The organism is Gardnerella sp. KA00288 (assembly GCF_049244085.1).
GTDB classification, from domain to species: Bacteria; Actinomycetota; Actinomycetes; order Actinomycetales; family Bifidobacteriaceae; genus Bifidobacterium; species Bifidobacterium greenwoodii.
Genome location: NZ_CP058373.1, coordinates 1,042,411 through 1,063,276, shown reverse-complemented (window position 1 = coordinate 1,063,276; position 20,866 = coordinate 1,042,411). Strand labels below are relative to the sequence as shown.

The following is a 20,866-nucleotide window of genomic DNA, read 5'->3' as shown; positions in this document are numbered from 1 at the left end:
CTTGTGATTATTCAAAGAAAATTACCGGCTATGTATATTTGCATATAGCCCGGTGTATTATCAAATCAGTGACATTTTTTCAGTTTATTGTTAAAACGTCGTCAGTATCGAGCGTTTTGCGCTAAAATATTGTGTAAACGTGCGTGAGTGACAGGAGAAAACGGTGAGCGAGATTGCCCAGACTGACAATTTCAACGACAAAACCATCATCAAGGTAGTCGGCGTCGGTGGTGCCGGCGGTAACGCCGTCAATCGGATGATCAGCGAGGGTCTACAGAATGTAGAATTTGTAGCCATTAATACTGACGCTAAAGATTTACTGCGTTCTGATGCTGATGTAAAGATTTCATTATCGGACGCTTCAAGCCGAGGTCTTGGTGCTGGTGCTGATCCTGAGAAGGGTGCAAAAGCTGCACAGGATCATCAATCAGATATTGAAGAAGCACTTAAGGGCGCTGATATGGTGTTCGTTACCTGCGGCGAAGGCGGCGGTACAGGCACTGGTGCTAGCCCAATAGTTGCTCGTGCTGCGCATCAGCAGGGTGCTTTAACTATTGCAGTTGTTACGCGTCCATTCGGTTTTGAGGGCCCGCAGCGTGCTGCATCTGCAAAACTTGGTATCGAAAATCTTCGCAAAGAAGTTGATGCGTTAATCGTAATTCCAAACGATCGTCTTTTGGAAATTTCGGATCGCACAATCGGTATTATTGAAGCATTTAAGACGGCAGATACCGCATTGCTTGCTGGCGTTCAAGGTATTACGGATTTGATTACCACAAATTCGTACATTCATGTGGACTTTTCCGATGTTACTGCTATTTTGCGCGGCGCAGGTACAGCACTCTTCGGCATCGGTTCTGCAAAGGGCGAAGATCGTGCAACTCAGGCTGCCGAAATCGCTATCAGCTCGCCTCTTCTTGAGGAAAGCATTGAAGGTGCTCACGGTGCTTTGATTAACATCGCAGGCCCAAGTGATTTGAAGCTTCAAGAAGCGTCTGCTGCAACTGAGCTTGTTCGTAAGGCTATTCATCCAGAAGCACAAATTATTTGGGGTCTTTCCTTGGATGATTCCTACGGTGACGAAGTGCGTGTGACTGTTATTGCTGCAGGTTTCGACGCTCACTCTAAGTCGGAAGAATCTTCAGCAACAGCCGGCCAGTTTGTTGATATGCAGGCAGATGTAAAGTCTGTTGCTCCAGCAAAGTCTACTTCTGCTATGAGGGAAGAATCTGCTGCTACACAAGCAGAGCAGCCTGCTTCTGTGCCTTCTATGTTTGATACTGCAGCAAATCAGCAGTATTCATCTAATCCAGAACCTGCTCAGCCGCAGTCTTCTGAACCGGATGAACTAGATATTCCTGATTTTTTGCGTTAGGTGTAACGAGAGGAGGGTGGCTTCATGGCTAGCTTTATGAAGAACGTAATGTCGTACGTTGGTATGGCAGATGTTCAAGAAGATGATGATTATGTTGAAGCTGATGTTCCAGAAACTTCCTTTGACAACGATCGATCGGTAACACCTGTTGCGTCGCAGCACGGAGACGATTCTCGCTCTAGTGGCACTTCTGCTCGCGCAAGTCTTAATCGCATGAGCCGTATTACTACCATTCATCCAAAGTCTTATGACGATGCGCAAATGGTTGGTCGCGCTTTAAGAGATGGCGTTCCAGTAGTGCTTAATTTAACTGGTGTAACTGAGTCTGTGGCGTATCGAATTGTTGATTTCTCTGCTGGTGTAGTATTCGGCGTGCGCGGTTCTATTGAGCGTGTAACTCCTCGCGTGTTCTTGCTCAGTCCTGCACAAGTGAATATTAAAGTAGAGGATGCTCCAAACGGCAATACTGCTCGAGACTTGTTCTCTTAAAGCGTATTACGCAATAAAAATCTTAATTAAGCAGCGTTTGTTTAACACTTTCGCTGCTTTTTTATTTATTGCGCAAGATAAGTGAAGTCGTGAATCGTGCGACCAGCATCCAAACCTTTACGCTCAAAATTAGTAAGAACTCGACCAGCAAAGCGCTCAGATTCGTTAAAATCTGCGTGTGGAAGAGCTGCTGCAGTATCGGCAGTACCTTTTCCAACATGCTCAATTGGAAGGCTTACGCTTAATTCGCCAATGTTCGCGAAATCTTCGCGAGAATCCATAACCTCATGCACGTGCAAAGCATAGTCCTCAATATCTGTAGCAATGCGCCAAACGCCCTCTTTACGCAACGCCTGGTGGATTGTAGAGGCAAGCTCTGGTTGCACAATACGACGCTTATGGTGACGCATCTTAGGCCATGGATCCGGGAAGAAAGTCCAAACTTCTTCTAAAACTCCGCGGTCACAAGCTGCGAAGAAATCAGGAGCATTAATTTGCGCAATACGGAGATTAGTTAAACCTTGTTTTCCAGCTAAAAGCATTGTATGAGCAACGCCTGGATCATAAACTTCAAGCGCCAAAAAGTTAGTTTCCGGCAAACGTTCTGCTGCAGCAACAACGTTTTCGCCCTGACCGGAACCGATTTCAACAATAAGCGGATTATTATTGCCCCACTTATCTTTAATCCAATCATGCGTAATGTGCAAATTTTCGCGCAATCTAAAAGAGCCAGGAGCTTCAGTAACATCTAATAAGTACTGACTTGCATAACGCTCCTGAGCGTGCTGTAAACGCGCATCTAAGCGTCCAGAACGACGCACAAACGACAATACAGTGCGTTGCTTGGCTTGCATAGTGTTTTCGTTTTCATTTTCACTGCTCATTAGATTACTTTCGTTATTCGGCTATACGCTTTTAGTTAAATTCACATGACTTTAGTCATGCTCGAACTCTTGTTTTATGCTACCAAAAAGTATACATCACTGCTCTGCTGACGCTGCTAATGTAGCTTTGCATCAATGCTCTGCAGACGCTGATTCCTGTTGATCAGCGAACACTAGCATCCGTGCTGCCGCACACGCCACACCAAGCACTCTTCCTACCACACCAAAAAACAACGGTGGGTGAATTTACGAGTGAGGGGTGGGTGTTGCTTGGTCGAGCAATATAAAAGCGGAGCGATAGTAATATCTTTTTGATAAATAAATATTTTTGAAAGAAAGTAAGTAAAAAACTAAACTTAACTATGCAACCACTAAGTCCAAATAAGGTATAAGAGCGTAGCGCTGCGAGACAAGCAACACCCACCACTCACACCCACCACTCACACCCACCACTCACACCCACCACTCACAGCCACATCTCACAGCCACATCTCATAACCACCGTAAACACACACGCAATTAAGACGTACTTAATCTCAACACGCCGTAAGTTGCGCGACTCTTTTCTGAGTGTTAGTATCATATGGTTTGGTTCGAAGCCCCCTTCGTCTAACGGTTAGGACACCAGACTTTCAATCTGACAACAAGAGTTCGACTCTCTTAGGGGGTACAAATTAGAGCACCGCTGAAATCTCAGCGGTGTTTTTTGTTTTTGATTGTATCTTGCTAAAGTTTTGGCCTATAACCCTAGATTTCTGCGGTTTTATATTGCGTTATAACTTACTTTAATAACGCAAATTTGTTATAACGTGTGTTGTTTTTGTTTAAGGTGGTAGACTTTCACGTTGGTGCTTCTGCCCGGGTTGCGTAGGTCAGGAAGCGCTCAATTAAGTATTTACAATGCGCAGCATTTTTAAGATAAAGGATTTCTTATGAGCAATATTTTTAACACGAATATTGATAATAGTATTGATAGTGGTGAAGCAAAATCATCTACTTCTGTAGATTTTGTAGCTTCTGCAACTCCTGTAACGGATAGCGCGAATGCTAAAGCTAATCCGGAGCCTTCAATTATTGCTAATCTGCGTTGGCGTGTGGCAGATATTGCTTTGGGAGCTGCTTTATCTGCTGTTTTTGGCGTTATTTTGTGCGGATACGGCTTGGTGTTTATTCCAATAATTCGTACTCTTAATGCGGCGGTTCTTCCTGGTTTCGCAAGTATTACGCACGGCGTGTGGTATTTGTCTGGCACTCTTGCGGTTCTTTTAATCCGTAAGCCTGGTTCTGCAGTGTATGTGAATGTTGTTGCAGCTTTTGTGCAGGTTTTGCTTGGATCGCCTTTTAATATTAGGGATACTGTTGTTTCTGCTTTGCTGCAGGGTGTTTTTGCGGAAATTCCATTCTTGATTGCTAAGTATCGAAAGTTTAATTTGACTTTGAGTGTTCTTTCTGGTTTGCTTGTGGCTTTTGAGTATGGTGTGTTCTTATGCTTCACTAAGTATCAGGGTAAAGCTCCTACTTATATTACGATTCATATGATTACTGAGCTTGTAAGTGGTCTTTTGCTTTCCGGCGTGCTCGTGTGGTTTGTTTACTTGGCTTTGCGCGCAACCGGTGCTCTTGATAATTTTGCTTCCGGACGAACTGAGCGCGTGTGATGCTTTTTATTTGAGTTCGACTCACTTAGGTTGGCGACGTTTATGGGTATGTGCTAATCTAGTCGTTGCTAACTTTGTTAGCGTGGGGCTTTAGCTCAGTCGGTTAGAGCAACGGACTCATAATCCGTCGGTCCAGGGTTCAAGCCCCTGAGGCCCCACGAACTAAATAACGCCACTTCATTAAGTTTATGAAGTGGCGTTTTTGTATTTTAAACTTTTAAAAGTAGATTCTTAGATTGCTTTTATTGTTAAGTCTACTTTTTATTTTCCGGCTTTTGCTAAATAATCCGGTATTTGTTTAGGATACTTTGGCCATGCGCCTTCCTGAGTGCATACGAATGCAGCGGTATTAACGGCTGCTCGATGCGCTTCTTCAAGACTTTCGCCTTTAAGAATATGTGCTGCGAATGTTCCTGAGAACGAGTCTCCAGCACCAACTGTGTCAAGAACATCAACGTGTGGCGTTGGAATAGTAGAGCTTTCTCCGGTGCTAGTAGTAATCGTACTAAAAGTAGAGCCGCCTGTAAGAATCACATAATCTAGTGCGTAACGAGCTTGGAACCACTTGCAAGCTTCCTCGTCTGAAGTGTCGCGAATATTGAACATGTCTCTAAGTAGGAACAGTTCAGAATCGTTAAGCTTAAAAACGGTGGCTTGCTGAAGAAGCGTATCAATAAGATCCTTAGAATAGTGGTCGCTTCGAATGTTTATGTCGAAGAACTTCATTGCTCCAGGCTTAGTATGCTTTAACAATTGTAAAATTGTGTCGTGAGTTTCTTGAGAACGTAAGCTTAGAGTGCCAAAGCATACCGCATCTGCTCGTTCTACTAAATCAATGAGTTCTCGAGTGTAAAGAATATGATCCCATGCTATATTTCGCAGAATAGTGTACTCTGGTATTCCCTTTTTTAGCGTTACTTCCACAGTGCTTGTTGGCCACGCGTTGCGTTGAATAATTGAAGTGATTCCAGCTTTGTTCACTTTGTCAATCAGCTCGTCGCCGAGTTGGTCTTGACCAACAGCACTAATCATGCAACTTTGCGCTCCGTGGCACTGTGCATGATATGCAAAATTTGCTGGCGCTCCGCCAACACGTTTTCCGTGTGGAAGTAAATCCCATAAAAGTTCGCCGAGTGAAAGAACAATTGGCTTAGTCATAATATTCCTTTCGCGCGCGTCAGTGCAGCAAGTTTGTAGAGCTATACTTTTACTAAATATCTTCTCGCTTCTTCAAAAGCATTTTGATGCAAATTTTGCTTGTAAAAATGCTACATAAACAATTATGGTGTGCCCTTGCGATAAGTAACATGCGCAATGCATGTTACGTTTCTATAGAGCGCACCATAAGTGCTATATTGCGTACGTTTAACTTAACTTATGCTGGCGTACTATATTTATTATTATTTCGTTTTATTATATTTTTCTATTATTTTAATTTATTGATTAATGCTGAAAAATATCACTTTTGCGAGCTTGCTCAGCCATCCAGGCTTCTACATCGTCAATCTGCTTTGGAATGTCAATAGAAAGCCATTCTGGGCCGTTTTCTGTCATTAACACATCGTCTTCAATGCGAATGCCAATACCGCGCATTTCTTCCGGTAGCATTAAATCGTTGGCTGCAAAATACAATCCTGGTTCAATCGTAAAAATCATTCCTGGAGTAATTTTTGCGCCTTGATAAGACTCGTAGCGTGCTTGAGCGCAGTCGTGTACGTCTAAGCCAAGATGGTGAGCAACTCCGCACGCATGCCAGCGTCGATGCTGCTGTCCTTCTGGAGATAGTGACTCTTCAACGCTTACCTTCAAAATTCCCCATTCGTGCAAGTGCTCTGCTAATACTCGCATGCAAGCGTGGTGAATGTCGGAGTAGGTTGCGCCCGGCTTTGCTGCTTCAAAACCGGCTTGTTGAGCATCCAGCACGCACTGGTAAAGCTTCTTTTGCAAGTCAGTAAATTTGCCGTTTGTTGGGAAAGTGCGCGTAATGTCAGCGGTGTAGAGGCTGTTTACTTCAACGCCTGCATCAATAAGAAGCAGTTCTCCGTTAGAAACTACGCCTGTGTTTCGCATCCAGTGCAAAATTGGCGCGTGCTTGCCGGAAGCAACAATCGTGTCGTATCCAACTTCGTTGCCCTCTTCGCGAGCCACAGAGTTAAAAGCGCCTTCAACCATGCGTTCGGAATGTTCTTTTCCAAGCGCTTGAGGCAATCTAGTAAGCATGCGGTCAAAACCGAGCTTTGTTGCGGCAACAGCTTTGCGCATTTCTCGAATTTCGTAATCGTCTTTAAGCATTCGTGCTTCTGCAGCAAATTCGTGCAGTTTGTCGTCGGCGGAACTATTAGCGTCTTCGTCCGTAAATCCGCTTGCTTCGCGCATTGTTTCAACTTTTGCGGTAAGCTCCGGGTCGGTTTCTCGAATGATTCGAACGCGAACGCCTTCACCGTTTGCATCGTCGCTTACATTCTTGGAAATAGCATCGTCAAGTTCAGCAATATCGCGCGTTTCAATACCGGTCATGGCTTTAAGTTCTTTTAAGCCTGCGCGTGGGCCAACCCAGTATTCACCATAGTGAGGATCTTTATAGAATGCTGAGGTGCTGTTATCTGCGCGTGGAGCAACAAAAAGCTCTGGAATATGATTTTTACCCGCTTTTGCTTCTTCGCTGTCTTTTTCAACCGGTTCCATAACAAGCACAGCTCCGGCTTCGTAATCTTGGCCCAAGCCAGTGTAGTAGGCAAAAGTCGTGTCTGGGCGGAAAGCGTAATCGCAATCGTTATTGCGCACTTTTGGCTGTCCTGCAGGAATAACTAAGCGTTCTCCGGGGAAGCGCTTAGAAAGTGCTTCTAAACGTGCTGGAATGTACTTGCTGGATTCAAGAGGCTTAACTTCTGGCTCCTGATTATCCCAGCTGCTTGTCATAAAATCTTTAAAAGAATCGCTATTTGGTCGAAGAGAGCGATTGTTAACGCGGTCTTCCGCCTTTTGTGTGCCGTCAGATTTTAATTCTTCACCGTGCTCTGTTGGCGTATTTTCTGCCATTATGCGACTCCTTAACACTTCTTTTTGTGTGTAAATAAAAATAAACTAGGAATTAAACTAGACAATAACTAACATAGTCTTATTTACTGTTTTATGCGAGTTTTTTGTCTTAAAAAGCTCAGATTTTATATGTAATTTACAAAGTGTGTTAATGAAAGTTTTGTTATGTGAATATTGTCACAATATTTTATTGGGTTTCTGTTGTTGGCATAAACTAATCTATATATTTGGAAAATGAGTGAGTGAGCACAAAATTAGGGGAGTGCAGTTATGTCTATGGAACATCCAAATCGCAATAATGAGCGAATTGTTGATATTGAGCGTAATATTATGAGCCGCGCTCCTGAGCATAATAAAACTAATCTTGATTTAGACAGAATGCGCTTAATTCTCGATATTCTTGGGCATCCAGAAAAGTCTATGCACGTTATTCATATTACTGGCACGAATGGCAAGGGTTCTACTGCTCGCATGGCTGAGTCTTTGTGCCGAGCATACGGTTTGCGCACTGGTCTTTACACTTCTCCGCATTTAGAGCGCATAAATGAGCGCATTATGATTGATGGCCAAGAAATCAGCGATGACGATTTTATTGACGTTTGGGATCAAATGAAAGATATTATCGACATGGTTGATGCTCGCATGGAGGCTGAAGGTAAGCCAAAAATGAGCTTTTTTGAAGTGCTTACAGCCATGGCGATTTGGGCTTTTGCGGACGCTCCTGTTGACGTTGCTGTTATGGAAGTTGGCATGGGTGGCGAATGGGATGCTACTAATGTTATGAACGCAGATGCTGCAATTATTGGGCCTGTAGACATGGATCATATGCAGTGGCTTGGGGACACTGTTGAAGAGATTGCTCGCACAAAAGCTGGCATTATTAAGCCAAATTGCACTGTAATTTTAGGCCCTCAGCCGCATGAAGATAAGGTTTTGCCAATTATTAAAGAAGTTGCTGAGCGTAATAATGCTAAATTATTGCGCGATTCTTCTTATGGTGACGGCGAGCTTGAAGTTGTTTCTCGTACTCCTGCAGTTGGTGGCCAGGTTGTTACTTTGCGCACGCCTCTTGGCACGTATGAGGACGTTCCAATAGATAAGTTTGGTAAGCATCAGGCGCATAATGCTTTGGCGGCGCTCGCTGCTGCAGAGGTTGTGCTTCCTATAAATGGAGCTTTGGATGGCGATTTGGTTGCTGAAGCTTTAAGCCAGGTTAAGGTTCCGGGTCGTATTGAGCAGGTTCGTACTTCGCCGACGATTATTGTTGACGGTGGCCATAATGTTAATGCTGCTGAGTCTCTTCGTGAAACTATTGAAGAAAACTATCATTTTGAGCAGCTTATTGGCGTTGTTGCAATGATGGCAGATAAGCAGGTTGAAGAATACTTGGGTGTGCTTGAGCCTATTTTGACGAAAATCATTGTTACGCGTAATTCTTGGCGCGACCGCGTAATGGATCCGGAAGATCTTGAAAAGGTTGCTGTAGGCGTGTTTGGCAGGGATCGTGTGATTCGCGTTGACGAGCTTCCGGATGCTATTCAAACGGCTGTGAATCTTGTTGATGAAGACGATGAGCTTGGCGTGGGCTACGGTCACGGCGTGCTTATTTGCGGAAGCTTTGTTACGGCAGGAGATGCTCGCACAATGCTTGTTGAGCATGTGAATCCGGATTTAAAAAAGTCTAAAGATCAGCGCGTTGCAATTCACCCGAATATTGACGAGTCCTGAAAATTAAGCTTTTATTTAGCTGCTTAATTTGCTAATTTCGCAAAGCTTTAGCTTTTTGCACAGTGTCTTTTACAAGCACTGCTTGAGCGTCAACCAATGGTATTTGAGGCAGTGGGAAAGCTTCATTTAGCACGCTAAGCTCTGTGCATCCTAAAATAAGCGCATCGCAACTGCATGCTCCTGCAGGGTCTAGCATATCGCTTAAAACAGATTCGTAACGGTGAAAATCAAGGTCTCCTGTACCTTTTACGTCATCGTAAATAAGCGAAGTAATACGTTTCTGCAAGTCGTCGTCTGGAGCTACAAACGTGTATCCTGCTTCTTCAATAGCGCGCTGATACACTCCCGCTTTACGTGATCCTTCAGTGCCTAAAAATCCAATGCGCTTGCAACGAGCAGTAGGGTAGCGTCGAGCAACTTCAGCCACAGCGCCTCGAGGCATATGCATAATAGGAACGTTGGTAAGCGCTTGGAACTTATCGTAAAAATAATGCGCCGTATTGCATGTTAATACAATAAAAGAAGCTCCCATTTGCGTTGCTTTTTGAATATCGTCCGCAAGAACAGGGAATGGATTTTCGTCGGAATTTCCAACAATATAAGCCGTTCTGTCTGGCACAGAAGCGTCGTTAAACACCACATAATCCAAAAACTCTTGATCATTATGCGCATGTGTTTCTTTATTCAGTAAACGAATATAGCTTTCTGTTGCAAGAGTACCCATTCCGCCAAGTACAGCAAAAAACGGCCGTTTCATCGTGTAATTTTCCTTTCGGAACCCATATTGTGCCGGAGTATTTCACGCCTTATTGCGGAAAAATTCAGCATAGCGCTTCTTGTAAATTGAAAACATATGACGAATCATAAGCCAGCGTAGTAGGTTCATATCCTTCTTATATTCTAGCGTAGTGCCCCAATCGCCGCGACGAATCATACTAGTACCACGCTTCTTTTCTTCGCCTTCTGCTACGTAATTTAAGAAAATAGAGCGTGGAATTTCCATCCACAATTTTTCTCCACGACCAAACACAGTATTTCCGTCAAAAGGCTCATGGAAAATCAAATCTTGCGCAAAATATTTCGCAATATTAAAGCCATTTAAAGTCACAAAGTAGCTTGAGCGGCCTTGACGCAAGTTTATTTCAAAAAGTTTATACTCTCCGTCGCGCTCATCGTATTTCATGTCGAAATTAGCTACGCCAACGTAATGAATATCTTCCAAGAACGCTTTAATGCTGCGGAAAACTTCCATATTGTAGTCAGGAATAATAGCAGCATAGTTTCCCACAGCTTCAGGTGTTGGGTCTTCTAGCAAAGGATGGCCAAGAAACATCATTCTAACGTGGTGTTCGCTGTCTACGTATGCGTTTAGAACGCGCATACGGCTATCGTCTCCCGGAATAAAGTCTTGCAAAATCATTTCGCCATCGTAACCGGCTTTATAGGAGCGTTGAATAAGAGTATCAAGCTCCTTAGGTGTGTCGATAATAAAGGCCTTCTTACGCCCCTCAAAATCGACTTTAAGCCATTTGGCGCTATCTGCAGGTTTCATTGCAATAGGGAAGTTGAATGGAAGATCTTCATAAGCGTGTGCTGCTACTTCTTGAGCGTTTACTACTTTAGTTTTTGGATGAGGAAGATTGTATTTTTCGCAAGTTTTGTAGAACGAGCTTTTTAGGCTTAGCTGTCGGTTTAATTCGTTTGGCAAAGTGTGGAAAGCAAAATAGTCGCGCAATTTTTCTCCGCACTGGCTTAACAAATTTGCGTAAACATCTCCGCAAGGAATAAGTAGAAGCTTAGTATTTGGGTTCTCTTCCTTCCACGATTTTCCAAACGAAAGCATTGTGTTTAGAAATGTTGTAAGCTCGCCAAAATTTGGGACGATTCTCACATCAATAATCTTGCTAAATTTTGTAGGAGAAAGTTGGAAATATGCAAAAGCTATAGAAGTAATACCGTATGCTTCGTGGAATGCTCTAGCCATTCCGTAAGCGTTAATATCGCTGCCGAGCAGCACTGGTTGGAATTTTTGATTAGTCATTTGTGTCTTCTTTATCGTTTTTGTACGTTTATTTGTGGCATGTATTTTTAGCATGTATTCGTAGCGTTTACTTTTACGTTTTTTGCAATACTTAATGTTAAAGCGTAAAAAGACGTTTTATGATTTCTGAATCACCCTCGTAAGGCACATGCTTGTTTTCGTGTTTAATCCAACGCTCATCGCCTTTGCCAATCAAAAGAATAACGTTGAATTTTTCTTCGCGATTAAAGCTTTTGCGAGCGTCGTCAACACTGTATTCCACTGCATCTGGACGGTCTATAATAATATGCGACTTAACGTTTTCGTTAGTTATGTATCCTCGCATATCTTTGCAAATATCCATTTCGTCTTCTGTATTTGTGTCTTCAGTTGTAAAAATAAACTGGTAAATACGATTTTGAGCAGCTTGGACGATTTCCTTACGGCGATCGTAAGCTTTATTTCCTGCAGATCCTGTTACTAGTGTAATTCTAGGGTTTTCCTTACCGTAACGTTCATCAACAAAATCAAGAAGTGCTTTAGTGGAAATATAATTATGCGCGTAATCAACAACCGCAATTGTGTTAGACTGTGCGTCTTTGAATACTTCCATGCGTCCAGGAATCTTAATATTTTCAATAGATTTCAGCGCTGCTAAATCAGTTTCCTGGCTAATTCCCAATTCGCCTGCAATTGCGATTGCAGCTAAAGCGTTTTCGTAATTAAAATCTCCCGCAATTGCAAGCGAAAAGTCGTCAACAGTAGAGTAGTGTACGTCTTCATCATCGCTATCTTCGTCCGTATCTCTAATAGAAATGCAATGTGACTCACTGTTTTCTGCAGGAATTGCAATGTAGTCAGGCGTAAGTAGCTCTGAATAGTCGTCGTCGTTAACAGATGCGCAATAATCTGTGTGATTATCTTCTAAATCGTCACTATTTATAACTTCGCAAGTGCAGTTTTCTATTTCATCTTTTTGTATTCTTGCAAAAGTTGTTACAGGCACATTGTTACGTTCTGCGTCTTGCAACAAAAGATCTGCGTGATCAGCATCCGCATTTAATACCAATCGCTTAGTATTCGCAATAATTTGACGCTTGCAATACAAGTAATCTTCAAAAGTTGGGTGCTCAATAGGGCTAATATGATCCGGACTAATATTTAAGAAAGCTGCAACATCAAACTTAAGTCCGTACACGCGATTTACCTTATAAGCTTGGGAAGAAACTTCCATAACAAGGTATTTCATGCCGTTATCTACAGCTTCGCGCATCATTTTAAAAGCGTCGAAACTTTCAGGAGTTGTTAAATCTGACTCAACGTAATTAACACCGTCTAAGCAGTTATCTACAGATGAGAATAATGCTGCTTTTGAGCTAGAATGCGCGTTTAGAATAGCGTGAGTAAAGTATGCGGTAGTTGTTTTACCTTTAGTTCCAGTAATTCCAACAACTGTGAGCTTTTCTTGAGGATTTCCAAAGAATGCTGCAGAAAGTATGCTCATTGCTTTGCGCACGTCTGTAACAATTAATCCAACAGCATTTGTGTACTCAGCGTAACTCTGCTCAGCAACGTATGCGCTAAGACCTTTGCCGTCCGCGTCTAAAAGATATTCAGGCTTAAAATTGCCCTTAATAAAAAGCAAAGTTCCAGGCTTAATATCGCGAGTATCGTAAGTTGCGTGAGCAAAACACTCGTCTGCATCAACATTGGCAAAATAATACGGATTTAAAGACCATATTTCATTACGGGAATGCGTAGAGTCTGTAGATTGTTCGCTATTGGAAGCCAAATCTTGTGACTCGTGATGCTGAATCATTTCGCGCAACAAGCCATATTGTTGCAAAAGCTTACTTGCGCTTGTTAGTGACAACGTGTTGTGCATAGTCATATTTTTCTTTTCGCTAAACATAAGTAAATATTTTTAAGCAATAATGCAATTGGATTATAAATTGTTTATTCCAACAAGTTTAAAGCCAAGTCCCGCGAATTGGCTCACGGCCATGAGATTCAAGCCACTTGTTAAAACTATCTCTCCAACGAATATATGCTTCTCTCTGCCAACTCATTAGCTTGCTTAATGTCATGCTTCCAACCTGCTCATACGCATTGCAAATAGGAGCAACTAAATCAAGAGCTGCCACAGTATCTGCAGTTGCGTCGTGGAAGTCACCAATTGGTTCAACGCCATAGAATTGGGAAGTAAGAGTTAAAGTGCGTTTCCCAGGTCTTATAGAAACAGCGCGATCAATAACCAGCGGATCTACCGTAAGAACATCGTTTTCTGTAAGAGTGCTTATGCTGCAAACTGGTCGCTGATTTAAAGATTTGAGTTGCCAACGGTTCAAATCATGACGAAGCATAGCAACATCAAACGGTGCGTTATAAGCCAGCAATGGAATATTTTTTGCTTGAGCCAAGCTAACTGCTTGTGCAAGTAGCTCAAGCTCTTCTACAGGCTCTCCGCCGTGTTCTTGAAGATATTCGTCTGTGAAACCATTTACTTCGCTTGCTTTAGGATTCATAGGCTGATGAGGGTTAATTAACCATGTAGAAACAGTATCGCCTTCGTGCTCCAAAGAAGGATTTCTTAAAACCAAGGTTGCGGAAGCTATTGCATCTTTACCAATATTTGCTCCGGTCGTCTCAGTATCGAAACCAAGCAGCCACGATTTTGAAAGTGGAGTGTTTTCCTCTTGAAATGGAGCTGCATTTAAAGCATCTAACAATTCTTTAATATTTGTTGGCATAGTCACAATATTACCGCAATGGCGGGTTTTGGCGCGCGGGCAATCTACAAAGCGATTCGTCGAGATATTTGCAAATATATGTGCAAAGTAAAAAGTATTATTAAGTTATGAGTAAGTCTAATAAGTGCGCGCTTGTTAAGCGTAAATATGAGCAATTTGAGCAGCTTATTACTCCATGTGTTGATTCTTTATACACTCAAGCTATGCGATTAACCAATAATGCGCAGGATGCTCAAGACTTAGTACAAGATACTTTTGAGCGTGCGCTAAAATCTTTCTCAACTTTTCATCCTGGCACAAATTTTTCAGCTTGGATTAACAGGATTGAGCGAAATCTTTATTTTAATCAATACGCAAAAGAAAAGCGTGCGCCTAAGCGAGCAAACGATAAAACTGGCGATTATAACGATTGGGATATTTACGAAGCTTCTAATCATGCTCCAAGTGGACTGGTTTCTGCGGAACAAGAGTATTTTGAAGGATTCGCTCCTAAGGAGATTATTGCAGCTTTAGGAACTCTTCCTCCTGATCGCAGAAAAGTTTTTGTTGAGGCTGCTATCAATGGGAAATCTTATAAGCAGATTGCCAAAGAAGAAGGCATAAAAATTGGTACTGTTATGAGCAGGCTTAATCGTGCTAGAACTCAGTTAAAGCACGAGCTTGCAGATTTATGCAGATAATCAAAACAAAAAGCCCGCGTAGAAGCGGGCTTTATAGTATTTATAAGCAAAAATTACAGCTTAAGCATTTGGCCTTTTGCCGTGATTTGCTGCTTTTTTACGACGCGCCTTGCGCTTGCGGCCACGCATACCCATAATGGTACTCCTTAACGATTAATTAACAACCTTAGGGATTATCGCACGTTGCCAAGACGTTATACTAGCTCACGCCTAGCTTATGCTAAATCTCGTTGCAGCAAACTTATGCTGCAATATCTGCAACGGTTGCATTTAACAATGTTACGATGTCTTGAGGATTAAGCACCACGTCAAGTCCGCGCTTTCCTCCAGAAACAAGAATCTCATCAAACTGCATTACGCTAGTGTCAAGAACTGTTTCATGATGTGTTTTCTGACCAAATGGCGAAATTCCACCAACCACGTATCCGCTTTCACGTTGCGCAACTTCTGGGCTTGTCATACTAGCTTTCTTTGCGCCAACAGCTGCAGCAATTGCTTTCATATTTAGTCGTCCATTTACTGGAACAATTCCAACTACTCGCTTTTCGCCAGTATCAACCATAAGCGTTTTACAAACTTGGGCGGCGCTTACTCCGAGTTTTTCAGCAGCTTCAATCCCATAGCCGTCATCCATATGATCTGCATCATGCTCATATTGAGCAATTCTAAAATTGATTCCTGCTTTTTCTAATTGAGCAATAGCAGGAGTTGCTTTTCCTGTTTCTGCATGTTTTTTACTCATTGCGTTTCCCCTTATGTTGCGTGGTTTAATAGCAATTTTGTGTTACATGATATGCTATACCAACTTTTGACTTAATGTAAATCTAAAAAATAAACCCCTTGTGAGCTTAGAAAGCAGCACAAGGGGTTTTATAAACCTTACAAAATCAGATTATTCTGATTTTTACTTCAGCGAAATCACTCGGAGATTTCAGCGAAGTAAAGAAGGGTGCGAATCATGTTAGCAGTGAAGCCGCACTCGTTATCGTAGAAGGTAACGGTACGAGCCAAAGTTACGCCGTCAACGGTGTTCACATCGGTCTGAGTTGGGTCGAAAACGCCACCGTGGGTGTCGCCAATAATGTCGGAAGACACGATGCTGTCGGCATTGTAGCCGAAGTACTCGCAGTTCTCAAAAGCCTTCTTGAAGGCTTCGTTGATTTCTTCAGTGGTTGCTGGCTTCTCAAGAACGGTGGTCAACTCGGTAACGGAACCATCTGGAACCTGAATACGCTGTGCGTGACCCTGGAGCTTGCCGTTAACTTCTGGCACAACCTTGCCGATTGCCTTAGCAGCGCCGGTGGAGTGCTCAATGGTGTTGCAAGCTGCAGAACGGTTGTTACGTGGCTTGGAGCCGCGTGGGCCGTCAAGAATCATCTGAGTTCCGGTGTAAGCGTGGATTGTGGTCATGAAGCCGGACTTAATTCCCCAGTTATCTTGCAAGAGCTTAACCATGGCAGCCATGGAGTTGGTGGTGCAAGAACCAGCGGAAACAATGTTGTCGGAGGCCTTCAAAATCTGATGGTTTACGCCGAATACGACTGTTGGGGTGGTTTCATCCTTAGCAGGAGCGGAGATAAGAACCTTCTTAGCGCCAGCGTTCAAGTGAGCCTGGGACTTTTCTGCAGAAGTATAGAAACCGGTGCATTCAAGCACAAATTCAACGCCATCATTCTTAACCCATGGAATGTTATTGGCGTCCTTCTCGGCGTATACCTTATAAGTCTTACCATCTACGACGATTGCGTCTTCGGTAGAAGTCACCTCAACTGGGGTGCCGTCATCGTGGCGGAATGTGCCGTGGGTGCTGTCGTACTTAAGCAAGTAGGCGAGCATAGAAGGAGTGGTCAGATCGTTGATGGCTGCGACTTCGATATCACCGGCTTGACCGCCGCGAGCTTGAAGCTCAAAAATACGACGGAATGCAAGACGACCGATGCGACCGAAACCGTTAATACCAATCTTGACTGTCATGTGGTTCTCCCTTGAGTGAGACCTCGTGCGCAACGTTTAAGTCGCGCTATTTTCGCGATGAAAACTCACGCATTGTGGTCATCGTTATTTGAATTAACGGTGTTTATTTTAGTGTGCGGTCTGTACGAAAAGTTGCAGAACAGTGCACGTAATGTGAAAGAGTTAAAGGTCTATTCGTTGTAAGTCATAGACTCTGCAGCTGCAGTAGTTGAGTCAGTTGGAGTTGCTTCACTTTCCAGAGGAACAGCTAATGCTTCAGAAATAGAAGTGTCAATTTCACCTAAATCTCCAACAGGCCTTTTGAACCAGCTAACTTGCGGCAAAGGAGCGTTAATTGGGAAGGTTACAATAAGCGTTCCTTCATGAACATCAATATGAGCCGGTGTGTTGTTTAATAATTCGTTGCTTAAACCTTGAACAGCGTCGCCGTGCATAACAGCATGCTCAAGCTGATATTTTAGACCAGTCTCGTTTACATCATTTGAAACAGGAGTGTGCGAAAACACTGAAACTATGCGAGATTCGCTTCCGTTTGATGCTGGAAAATCAAGTGAACCATCGTGAATAGCGGTAACGATTTGACCGTCGCCATATAAGAAGCCAATTCCGCCGCGACGAGCTAAGCGAACCATAAGTTGAATATTGGAAATTGTATGGTCAACGCGTCCGCCTAAGCCGCCAAAAATATGGAATTCTCTAGCTCCTTTAGACCATCCAACTTTTAATGCAGAAAGTAAATCTGGATCGTCCTTTTCAGATGGCAAACGTGTAATAATGGCGTCTGTAGGAAGCTTAAGGCGAACAGAATCAAAATCTCCAATAAGAGCATCTACATGCAAACCTAATTCGCATGCATGATCCCATCCACCATCTGCAGCAATGGTTAGTGCGCGATCCGGCACATGCTCACGTGTATTGTCGTAATAATCTCCTGCTGCTAGTACTACGCAGCGTTGCAAAGGTTCCATATCATCATAATAACGCTCTATTAGTATCTATTTAATGCTTCCAAACAATAGTTTACAAACGCTGTATTGAGTAGTATTTTGTTATGTTTTTGCTTGATATTCTTCAATAACATAAAGCGCTTGATGTAACATTGCATATCAGACTAGATTTTCTAAGACATTATAGATTTTCTGCATTAGTAGCAGGAAAATAATTTGTTGGAAAATAATATGACTTGTGTTGTGCACCTTACGAGGAGAAATAAATGTGCGGAATTGCTGGGTTCATTAATGACACCCCAATTAACGTCAAAAAACAAATTGTTAAAGATATGACGGATGTAATTGCTCACCGTGGGCCTGACGAGTATGGCACAATGATTGATGATCATGCAGCATTGGGATTTCGTCGTTTAAGCATTATTGATCTTCACGGCGGTTCTCAGCCAATGTATAACGAAGACGGAAATCTTGCAGTTACATTCAACGGTGAAATTTATAACTACAAGCCACTTCGCGAAGAACTTATTAAAGCTGGTCACATTTTCCACACTGATTGCGACACAGAAGTATTAGTGCACGGTTATGAACAGTGGGGTAAGGATTTACTTAAACGTTTGCGCGGAATGTTTGCGTTTGTTATTTGGAATAAGCAAACTCAAGAATTGTTCGGCGCTCGCGACCATTTTGGCATTAAACCTTTCTACTATGCGCAAATGAACGGTACTTTTATGTATGGTTCCGAAATTAAATCTCTTCTTCGTCACCCGGATTTTAAGAAGGAACTAAACGAGAACGCGCTTAAGCCTTTTATGACATTCCAATATCCTGCAATTAGTGAGACTTTCTTTAAGGGCGTGTTTAAGCTTCCTGAAGGACATTGCTTCACTTATAAAAATGGTGAGATGAAAATCGAACAGTATTACGATCCTAATTTCCGTGAAAGCAAGCAGCATTTGAACGAGCTTGTGGATTTAATCGATAAAACTGTTTGCGATTCTGTTAAAGCTCATCAGATTGCAGATGTTGAAGTTGGTTCCTTCCTTTCTTCAGGCGTAGATTCTAGCTATGTTGCCGCTGTTGCTCGCCCAGAGCACACGTATTCAATTGGTTTTGCTGGTGGACGTTATAACGAGTCCAAGCAGGCTGGAGAATTGGCGAAAATTATTGGCTTGAATAATAAATCTGAAATTATTGATGCTGAAGACGCATTCCGTTATTTCCCGCAGATTCAATGGTATTTAGATGAGCCTGATTCTAACTTCTCTTGCGTCCCATTGTTCTTCCTAGCGAAGCTAGCTTCTCAGGATTTGCGCGTTGTGTTAAGTGGCGAAGGCGCAGATGAATTATTTGCAGGATACATTGATTATGGTGTTCACACGCGTTCCAAGCTTATTAAAGTTGTGACGCGTATGCTCGCAAAGTTGCCGAAAAAGTTGCGTTATGCAATTGGTAGAGCAGCAAAAGGAAAGCATTTCCATGGAGCATGGCATTTGTACGCTAATTTGGCTCCAGCTGAGGAGCATTTTATTGGCCAGTCAAAGGTTTTCAATGAGGAAGATGCTGTAAAACTTTTGAAGCCTGAATACCGTAAAGGTCCGCATGTTATGGATATTGTTGGTGCTATTTACAACAGAATTTTAGGTAAGGGTCTTTCGGAAGTTAAGAAGAAGCAGTATCTCGATATGCATCAGTGGATGCCGGGAGATATTTTGCTTAAGGCAGATAAAATGACAATGGCTCACTCTTTGGAGCTTCGTGTGCCTTTACTTGACCGTATGCTTATGGATGTTGCAGAGCAGGTTCCTACTAAGTATTTGATTACTGATGAAAATACGAAGTTTGCTTTCCGTCAAGCGGCTGCACGTCATTTGCCTAAGGCTTGGTATGACCGTGAAAAGCTTGGTTTCCCAGTGCCAGTTAAGGATTGGTTGCGCGAGGAACGCTTTTATAAGATTGTGCGCAAAACTTTTGAAAGTGACGATGCGGCAAAGTTCTTCGATCGTGACGCTTTACTTCAAATGATTGATAACAACTATGCTAAGCGTACTGACGATCGTCGCAAGATTTGGACAGTTTACACTTTCTTGACCTGGTATGACGTGTACTTTAATCACGATGGATTGAAGCCTGATCCTGTGCAGGTTGCATAAGCAAGTCTATTAGCAATTTGCGCAATGGTTATTTGTCAAGGCATGTAGTATACTAAACATTTGGCTTGAGTAATCAAGAAAGTGGGATGTCCCCACCTGGAAGCCTACTGTGGTTTCGGGTTCATTACTTCGCTCATGCGAGTTGGCTTTGTTTTAAGCTGCTTGCCGCGTGTAATTTACGCGTTTTATTGATATGAAGTGTTGAATCCTTAAACTCTTGGACTTCTTGGTGTATTGCATTCTACCAGTATTTAGAAGGATTGGAGTCATCATTAGCGACGAACCACGCATTAACGAGGAGATTCGAGTCCCTCAGGTGCGCCTTATTGGTCCAAAAGGCGAGCAGGTGGGAGTTATCGCAACCTCTGTCGCGTTAAACCTTGCAAGGGAAGCTAACCTCGATCTCGTCGAGGTAGCGCCTACTGCTAAGCCTCCAGTAGCCAAGCTTATTGACTACGGTAAGTACAAGTACAACGAAAAGATGAAGGCTCGTGAAGCGCGCCGTAATCAGACCACTGCTGAGGTTAAGGAAATTCGTTTCCGCCTCAAAATTGATGATCATGATTTTGACGTTAAAAAGGGTCATGTACTTCGTTTCTTGAACGGTGGAGATAAGGTAAAGGTCACTATTATGTTGCGTGGCCGCGAACAGTCTCGTCCAATTGGCGGCGTTGAACTGTTACGCCGACTTGCGGATGAGGTCTCTGAAAGTGGCACCGTTGAGTTTGCGCCGAAGCAAGAGGGTCGCAATATTATTATGACTCTCGCTCCAAAGGGCAAGAAGATTCATACACAGTCTGAGCAGCGTCGTAGAGGCGCTGAATCTCGTGCAGAGCGTCAAGCTCGCCAGGCTGCACGTCTTGCGGCAAAGCAGGAAGTGCAGGCACAGGCTGCAGATGCAGTAAATGCTATGCAATCCGATCAACATCACAAGGAGGGCAGCAATGCCGAAGATGAAAACTAATTCCGCAGCGTCCAAGCGCGTTCGTCTTACCGGTACCGGTAAGGTGATGCACGATGGTAGCGCCATGCGCCACAACTTGGAGCACAAGTCGGCTCGTAAACGTCGTGCTCTTTCCGAAGATAAAGTATTGGCTACTGCGCAGAGCAAGAAGCTTAAGGGCTTGCTCGTTAAGTAAGTAACAAGTAAGAATTGCTTGTAAACGAAT

The 20,866-nt window shown here is 43.0% G+C and carries 19 protein-coding genes and 2 tRNA genes; 10 read left to right on the top strand and 11 right to left on the bottom strand.

Annotated elements, in window-relative coordinates:
- Positions 1-163 precede the first annotated feature (163 nt).
- Both ftsZ and HXT52_RS04060 read left to right on the top strand, forming a co-directional pair.
- Entirely contained in the window at positions 164-1,375 is a 1,212-nt protein-coding gene (gene ftsZ / locus HXT52_RS04065) for a cell division protein FtsZ (protein ID WP_421775773.1), read from the top strand.
- Positions 1,376-1,399: 24 nt separating this feature from the next.
- Positions 1,400-1,864 (top strand): cell division protein SepF, encoded by a 465-nt coding sequence (locus HXT52_RS04060; protein WP_004134563.1) that lies wholly within the window; start codon positions 1,400-1,402, stop codon positions 1,862-1,864.
- Between the two features lie 65 nt (positions 1,865-1,929).
- Here HXT52_RS04060 and trmB read toward each other — a convergent pair whose 3' ends face one another.
- Positions 1,930-2,748 (bottom strand): tRNA (guanosine(46)-N7)-methyltransferase TrmB, encoded by an 819-nt coding sequence (trmB, locus tag HXT52_RS04055; protein ID WP_119520508.1) that lies wholly within the window; start codon positions 2,746-2,748, stop codon positions 1,930-1,932.
- A gap of 598 nt (positions 2,749-3,346) precedes the next feature.
- On the opposite strand from trmB, the gene HXT52_RS04050 reads away from it, so the two are divergent.
- The 3 genes from HXT52_RS04050 to HXT52_RS04040 all read left to right on the top strand — a co-directional run bounded on the left by HXT52_RS04050 (position 3,347) and on the right by HXT52_RS04040 (position 4,564).
- A tRNA-Glu gene (locus tag HXT52_RS04050) sits at positions 3,347-3,418 on the top strand.
- A 262-nt stretch (positions 3,419-3,680) separates the two neighbouring features.
- The gene (locus HXT52_RS04045; RefSeq protein ID WP_421775772.1) at positions 3,681-4,406 is read left to right on the top strand and encodes an ECF transporter S component; all 726 of its coding nucleotides are present in this window, start codon (positions 3,681-3,683) and stop codon (positions 4,404-4,406) included.
- Positions 4,407-4,490: 84 nt separating this feature from the next.
- Positions 4,491-4,564, top strand: a tRNA-Ile gene (locus HXT52_RS04040).
- Positions 4,565-4,667: 103 nt separating this feature from the next.
- Here HXT52_RS04040 and HXT52_RS04035 read toward each other — a convergent pair.
- Both HXT52_RS04035 and HXT52_RS04030 read right to left on the bottom strand, forming a co-directional pair.
- Entirely contained in the window at positions 4,668-5,564 is an 897-nt protein-coding gene (locus HXT52_RS04035) for a carbohydrate kinase family protein (RefSeq protein ID WP_004134566.1), read from the bottom strand.
- A gap of 285 nt (positions 5,565-5,849) precedes the next feature.
- Positions 5,850-7,445 carry an aminopeptidase P family protein gene (locus HXT52_RS04030; RefSeq protein ID WP_415682806.1) on the bottom strand — a complete coding sequence of 532 codons (1,596 nt, stop codon included), beginning with the start codon at positions 7,443-7,445 and terminating at the stop codon, positions 5,850-5,852.
- A 270-nt stretch (positions 7,446-7,715) separates the two neighbouring features.
- On the opposite strand from HXT52_RS04030, the gene HXT52_RS04025 reads away from it, so the two are divergent.
- Complete coding sequence (locus HXT52_RS04025) at positions 7,716-9,173, top strand: bifunctional folylpolyglutamate synthase/dihydrofolate synthase (protein WP_421775771.1); 1,458 nt, start codon at positions 7,716-7,718, stop codon at positions 9,171-9,173.
- Positions 9,174-9,204: 31 nt separating this feature from the next.
- Here the strand turns inward: HXT52_RS04025 and HXT52_RS04020 are convergent, their stop codons facing one another.
- The 4 genes from HXT52_RS04020 to HXT52_RS04005 form a co-directional block, all read right to left on the bottom strand.
- Positions 9,205-9,930 (bottom strand): aspartate/glutamate racemase family protein, encoded by a 726-nt coding sequence (locus HXT52_RS04020; protein WP_421775770.1) that lies wholly within the window; start codon positions 9,928-9,930, stop codon positions 9,205-9,207.
- Positions 9,931-9,972: 42 nt separating this feature from the next.
- Entirely contained in the window at positions 9,973-11,214 is a 1,242-nt protein-coding gene (locus HXT52_RS04015) for a carboxylate--amine ligase (RefSeq protein ID WP_019260836.1), read from the bottom strand.
- Positions 11,215-11,311: 97 nt separating this feature from the next.
- Positions 11,312-13,084 carry a UDP-N-acetylmuramoyl-L-alanyl-D-glutamate--2,6-diaminopimelate ligase gene (locus HXT52_RS04010; protein ID WP_421775769.1) on the bottom strand — a complete coding sequence of 591 codons (1,773 nt, stop codon included), beginning with the start codon at positions 13,082-13,084 and terminating at the stop codon, positions 11,312-11,314.
- A gap of 79 nt (positions 13,085-13,163) precedes the next feature.
- Positions 13,164-13,943 (bottom strand): exonuclease domain-containing protein, encoded by a 780-nt coding sequence (locus tag HXT52_RS04005; protein ID WP_421776183.1) that lies wholly within the window; start codon positions 13,941-13,943, stop codon positions 13,164-13,166.
- Positions 13,944-14,050: 107 nt separating this feature from the next.
- Between HXT52_RS04005 and HXT52_RS04000 the strand changes: the two genes are divergently transcribed.
- On the top strand, positions 14,051-14,623 hold the full coding sequence (locus HXT52_RS04000; RefSeq protein WP_004136293.1) for a sigma-70 family RNA polymerase sigma factor: 573 nt from the start codon (positions 14,051-14,053) through the stop codon (positions 14,621-14,623).
- A 60-nt stretch (positions 14,624-14,683) separates the two neighbouring features.
- Here the strand turns inward: HXT52_RS04000 and HXT52_RS03995 are convergent, their stop codons facing one another.
- The 4 genes from HXT52_RS03995 to HXT52_RS03980 all read right to left on the bottom strand — a co-directional run bounded on the left by HXT52_RS03995 (position 14,684) and on the right by HXT52_RS03980 (position 17,565).
- The gene (locus HXT52_RS03995) at positions 14,684-14,758 is read right to left on the bottom strand and encodes a 50S ribosomal protein bL37 (protein WP_369803150.1); all 75 of its coding nucleotides are present in this window, start codon (positions 14,756-14,758) and stop codon (positions 14,684-14,686) included.
- A gap of 106 nt (positions 14,759-14,864) precedes the next feature.
- Positions 14,865-15,365: a Cys-tRNA(Pro) deacylase gene (ybaK, locus tag HXT52_RS03990; protein ID WP_116793876.1), complete on the bottom strand. Its 501-nt coding sequence runs from the start codon at positions 15,363-15,365 to the stop codon at positions 14,865-14,867.
- 176 nt (positions 15,366-15,541) lie between these two features.
- Complete coding sequence (gene gap, locus HXT52_RS03985; protein ID WP_004134581.1) at positions 15,542-16,597, bottom strand: type I glyceraldehyde-3-phosphate dehydrogenase; 1,056 nt, start codon at positions 16,595-16,597, stop codon at positions 15,542-15,544.
- 170 nt (positions 16,598-16,767) lie between these two features.
- On the bottom strand, positions 16,768-17,565 hold the full coding sequence (locus HXT52_RS03980) for a thiamine diphosphokinase (protein ID WP_119520494.1): 798 nt from the start codon (positions 17,563-17,565) through the stop codon (positions 16,768-16,770).
- 245 nt (positions 17,566-17,810) lie between these two features.
- Between HXT52_RS03980 and asnB the strand changes: the two genes are divergently transcribed.
- The 3 genes from asnB to rpmI all read left to right on the top strand — a co-directional run bounded on the left by asnB (position 17,811) and on the right by rpmI (position 20,836).
- On the top strand, positions 17,811-19,697 hold the full coding sequence (gene asnB, locus HXT52_RS03975) for an asparagine synthase (glutamine-hydrolyzing) (protein WP_116793878.1): 1,887 nt from the start codon (positions 17,811-17,813) through the stop codon (positions 19,695-19,697).
- A 226-nt stretch (positions 19,698-19,923) separates the two neighbouring features.
- Complete coding sequence (gene infC / locus HXT52_RS03970; protein WP_205727541.1) at positions 19,924-20,661, top strand: translation initiation factor IF-3; 738 nt, start codon at positions 19,924-19,926, stop codon at positions 20,659-20,661.
- Positions 20,642-20,836, top strand: a complete 195-nt coding sequence (gene rpmI / locus HXT52_RS03965; protein WP_004128670.1) for a 50S ribosomal protein L35 — start codon at positions 20,642-20,644, stop codon at positions 20,834-20,836. The genes infC and rpmI overlap by 20 nt, the downstream gene beginning before the upstream one ends.
- Positions 20,837-20,866 lie beyond the last annotated feature (30 nt).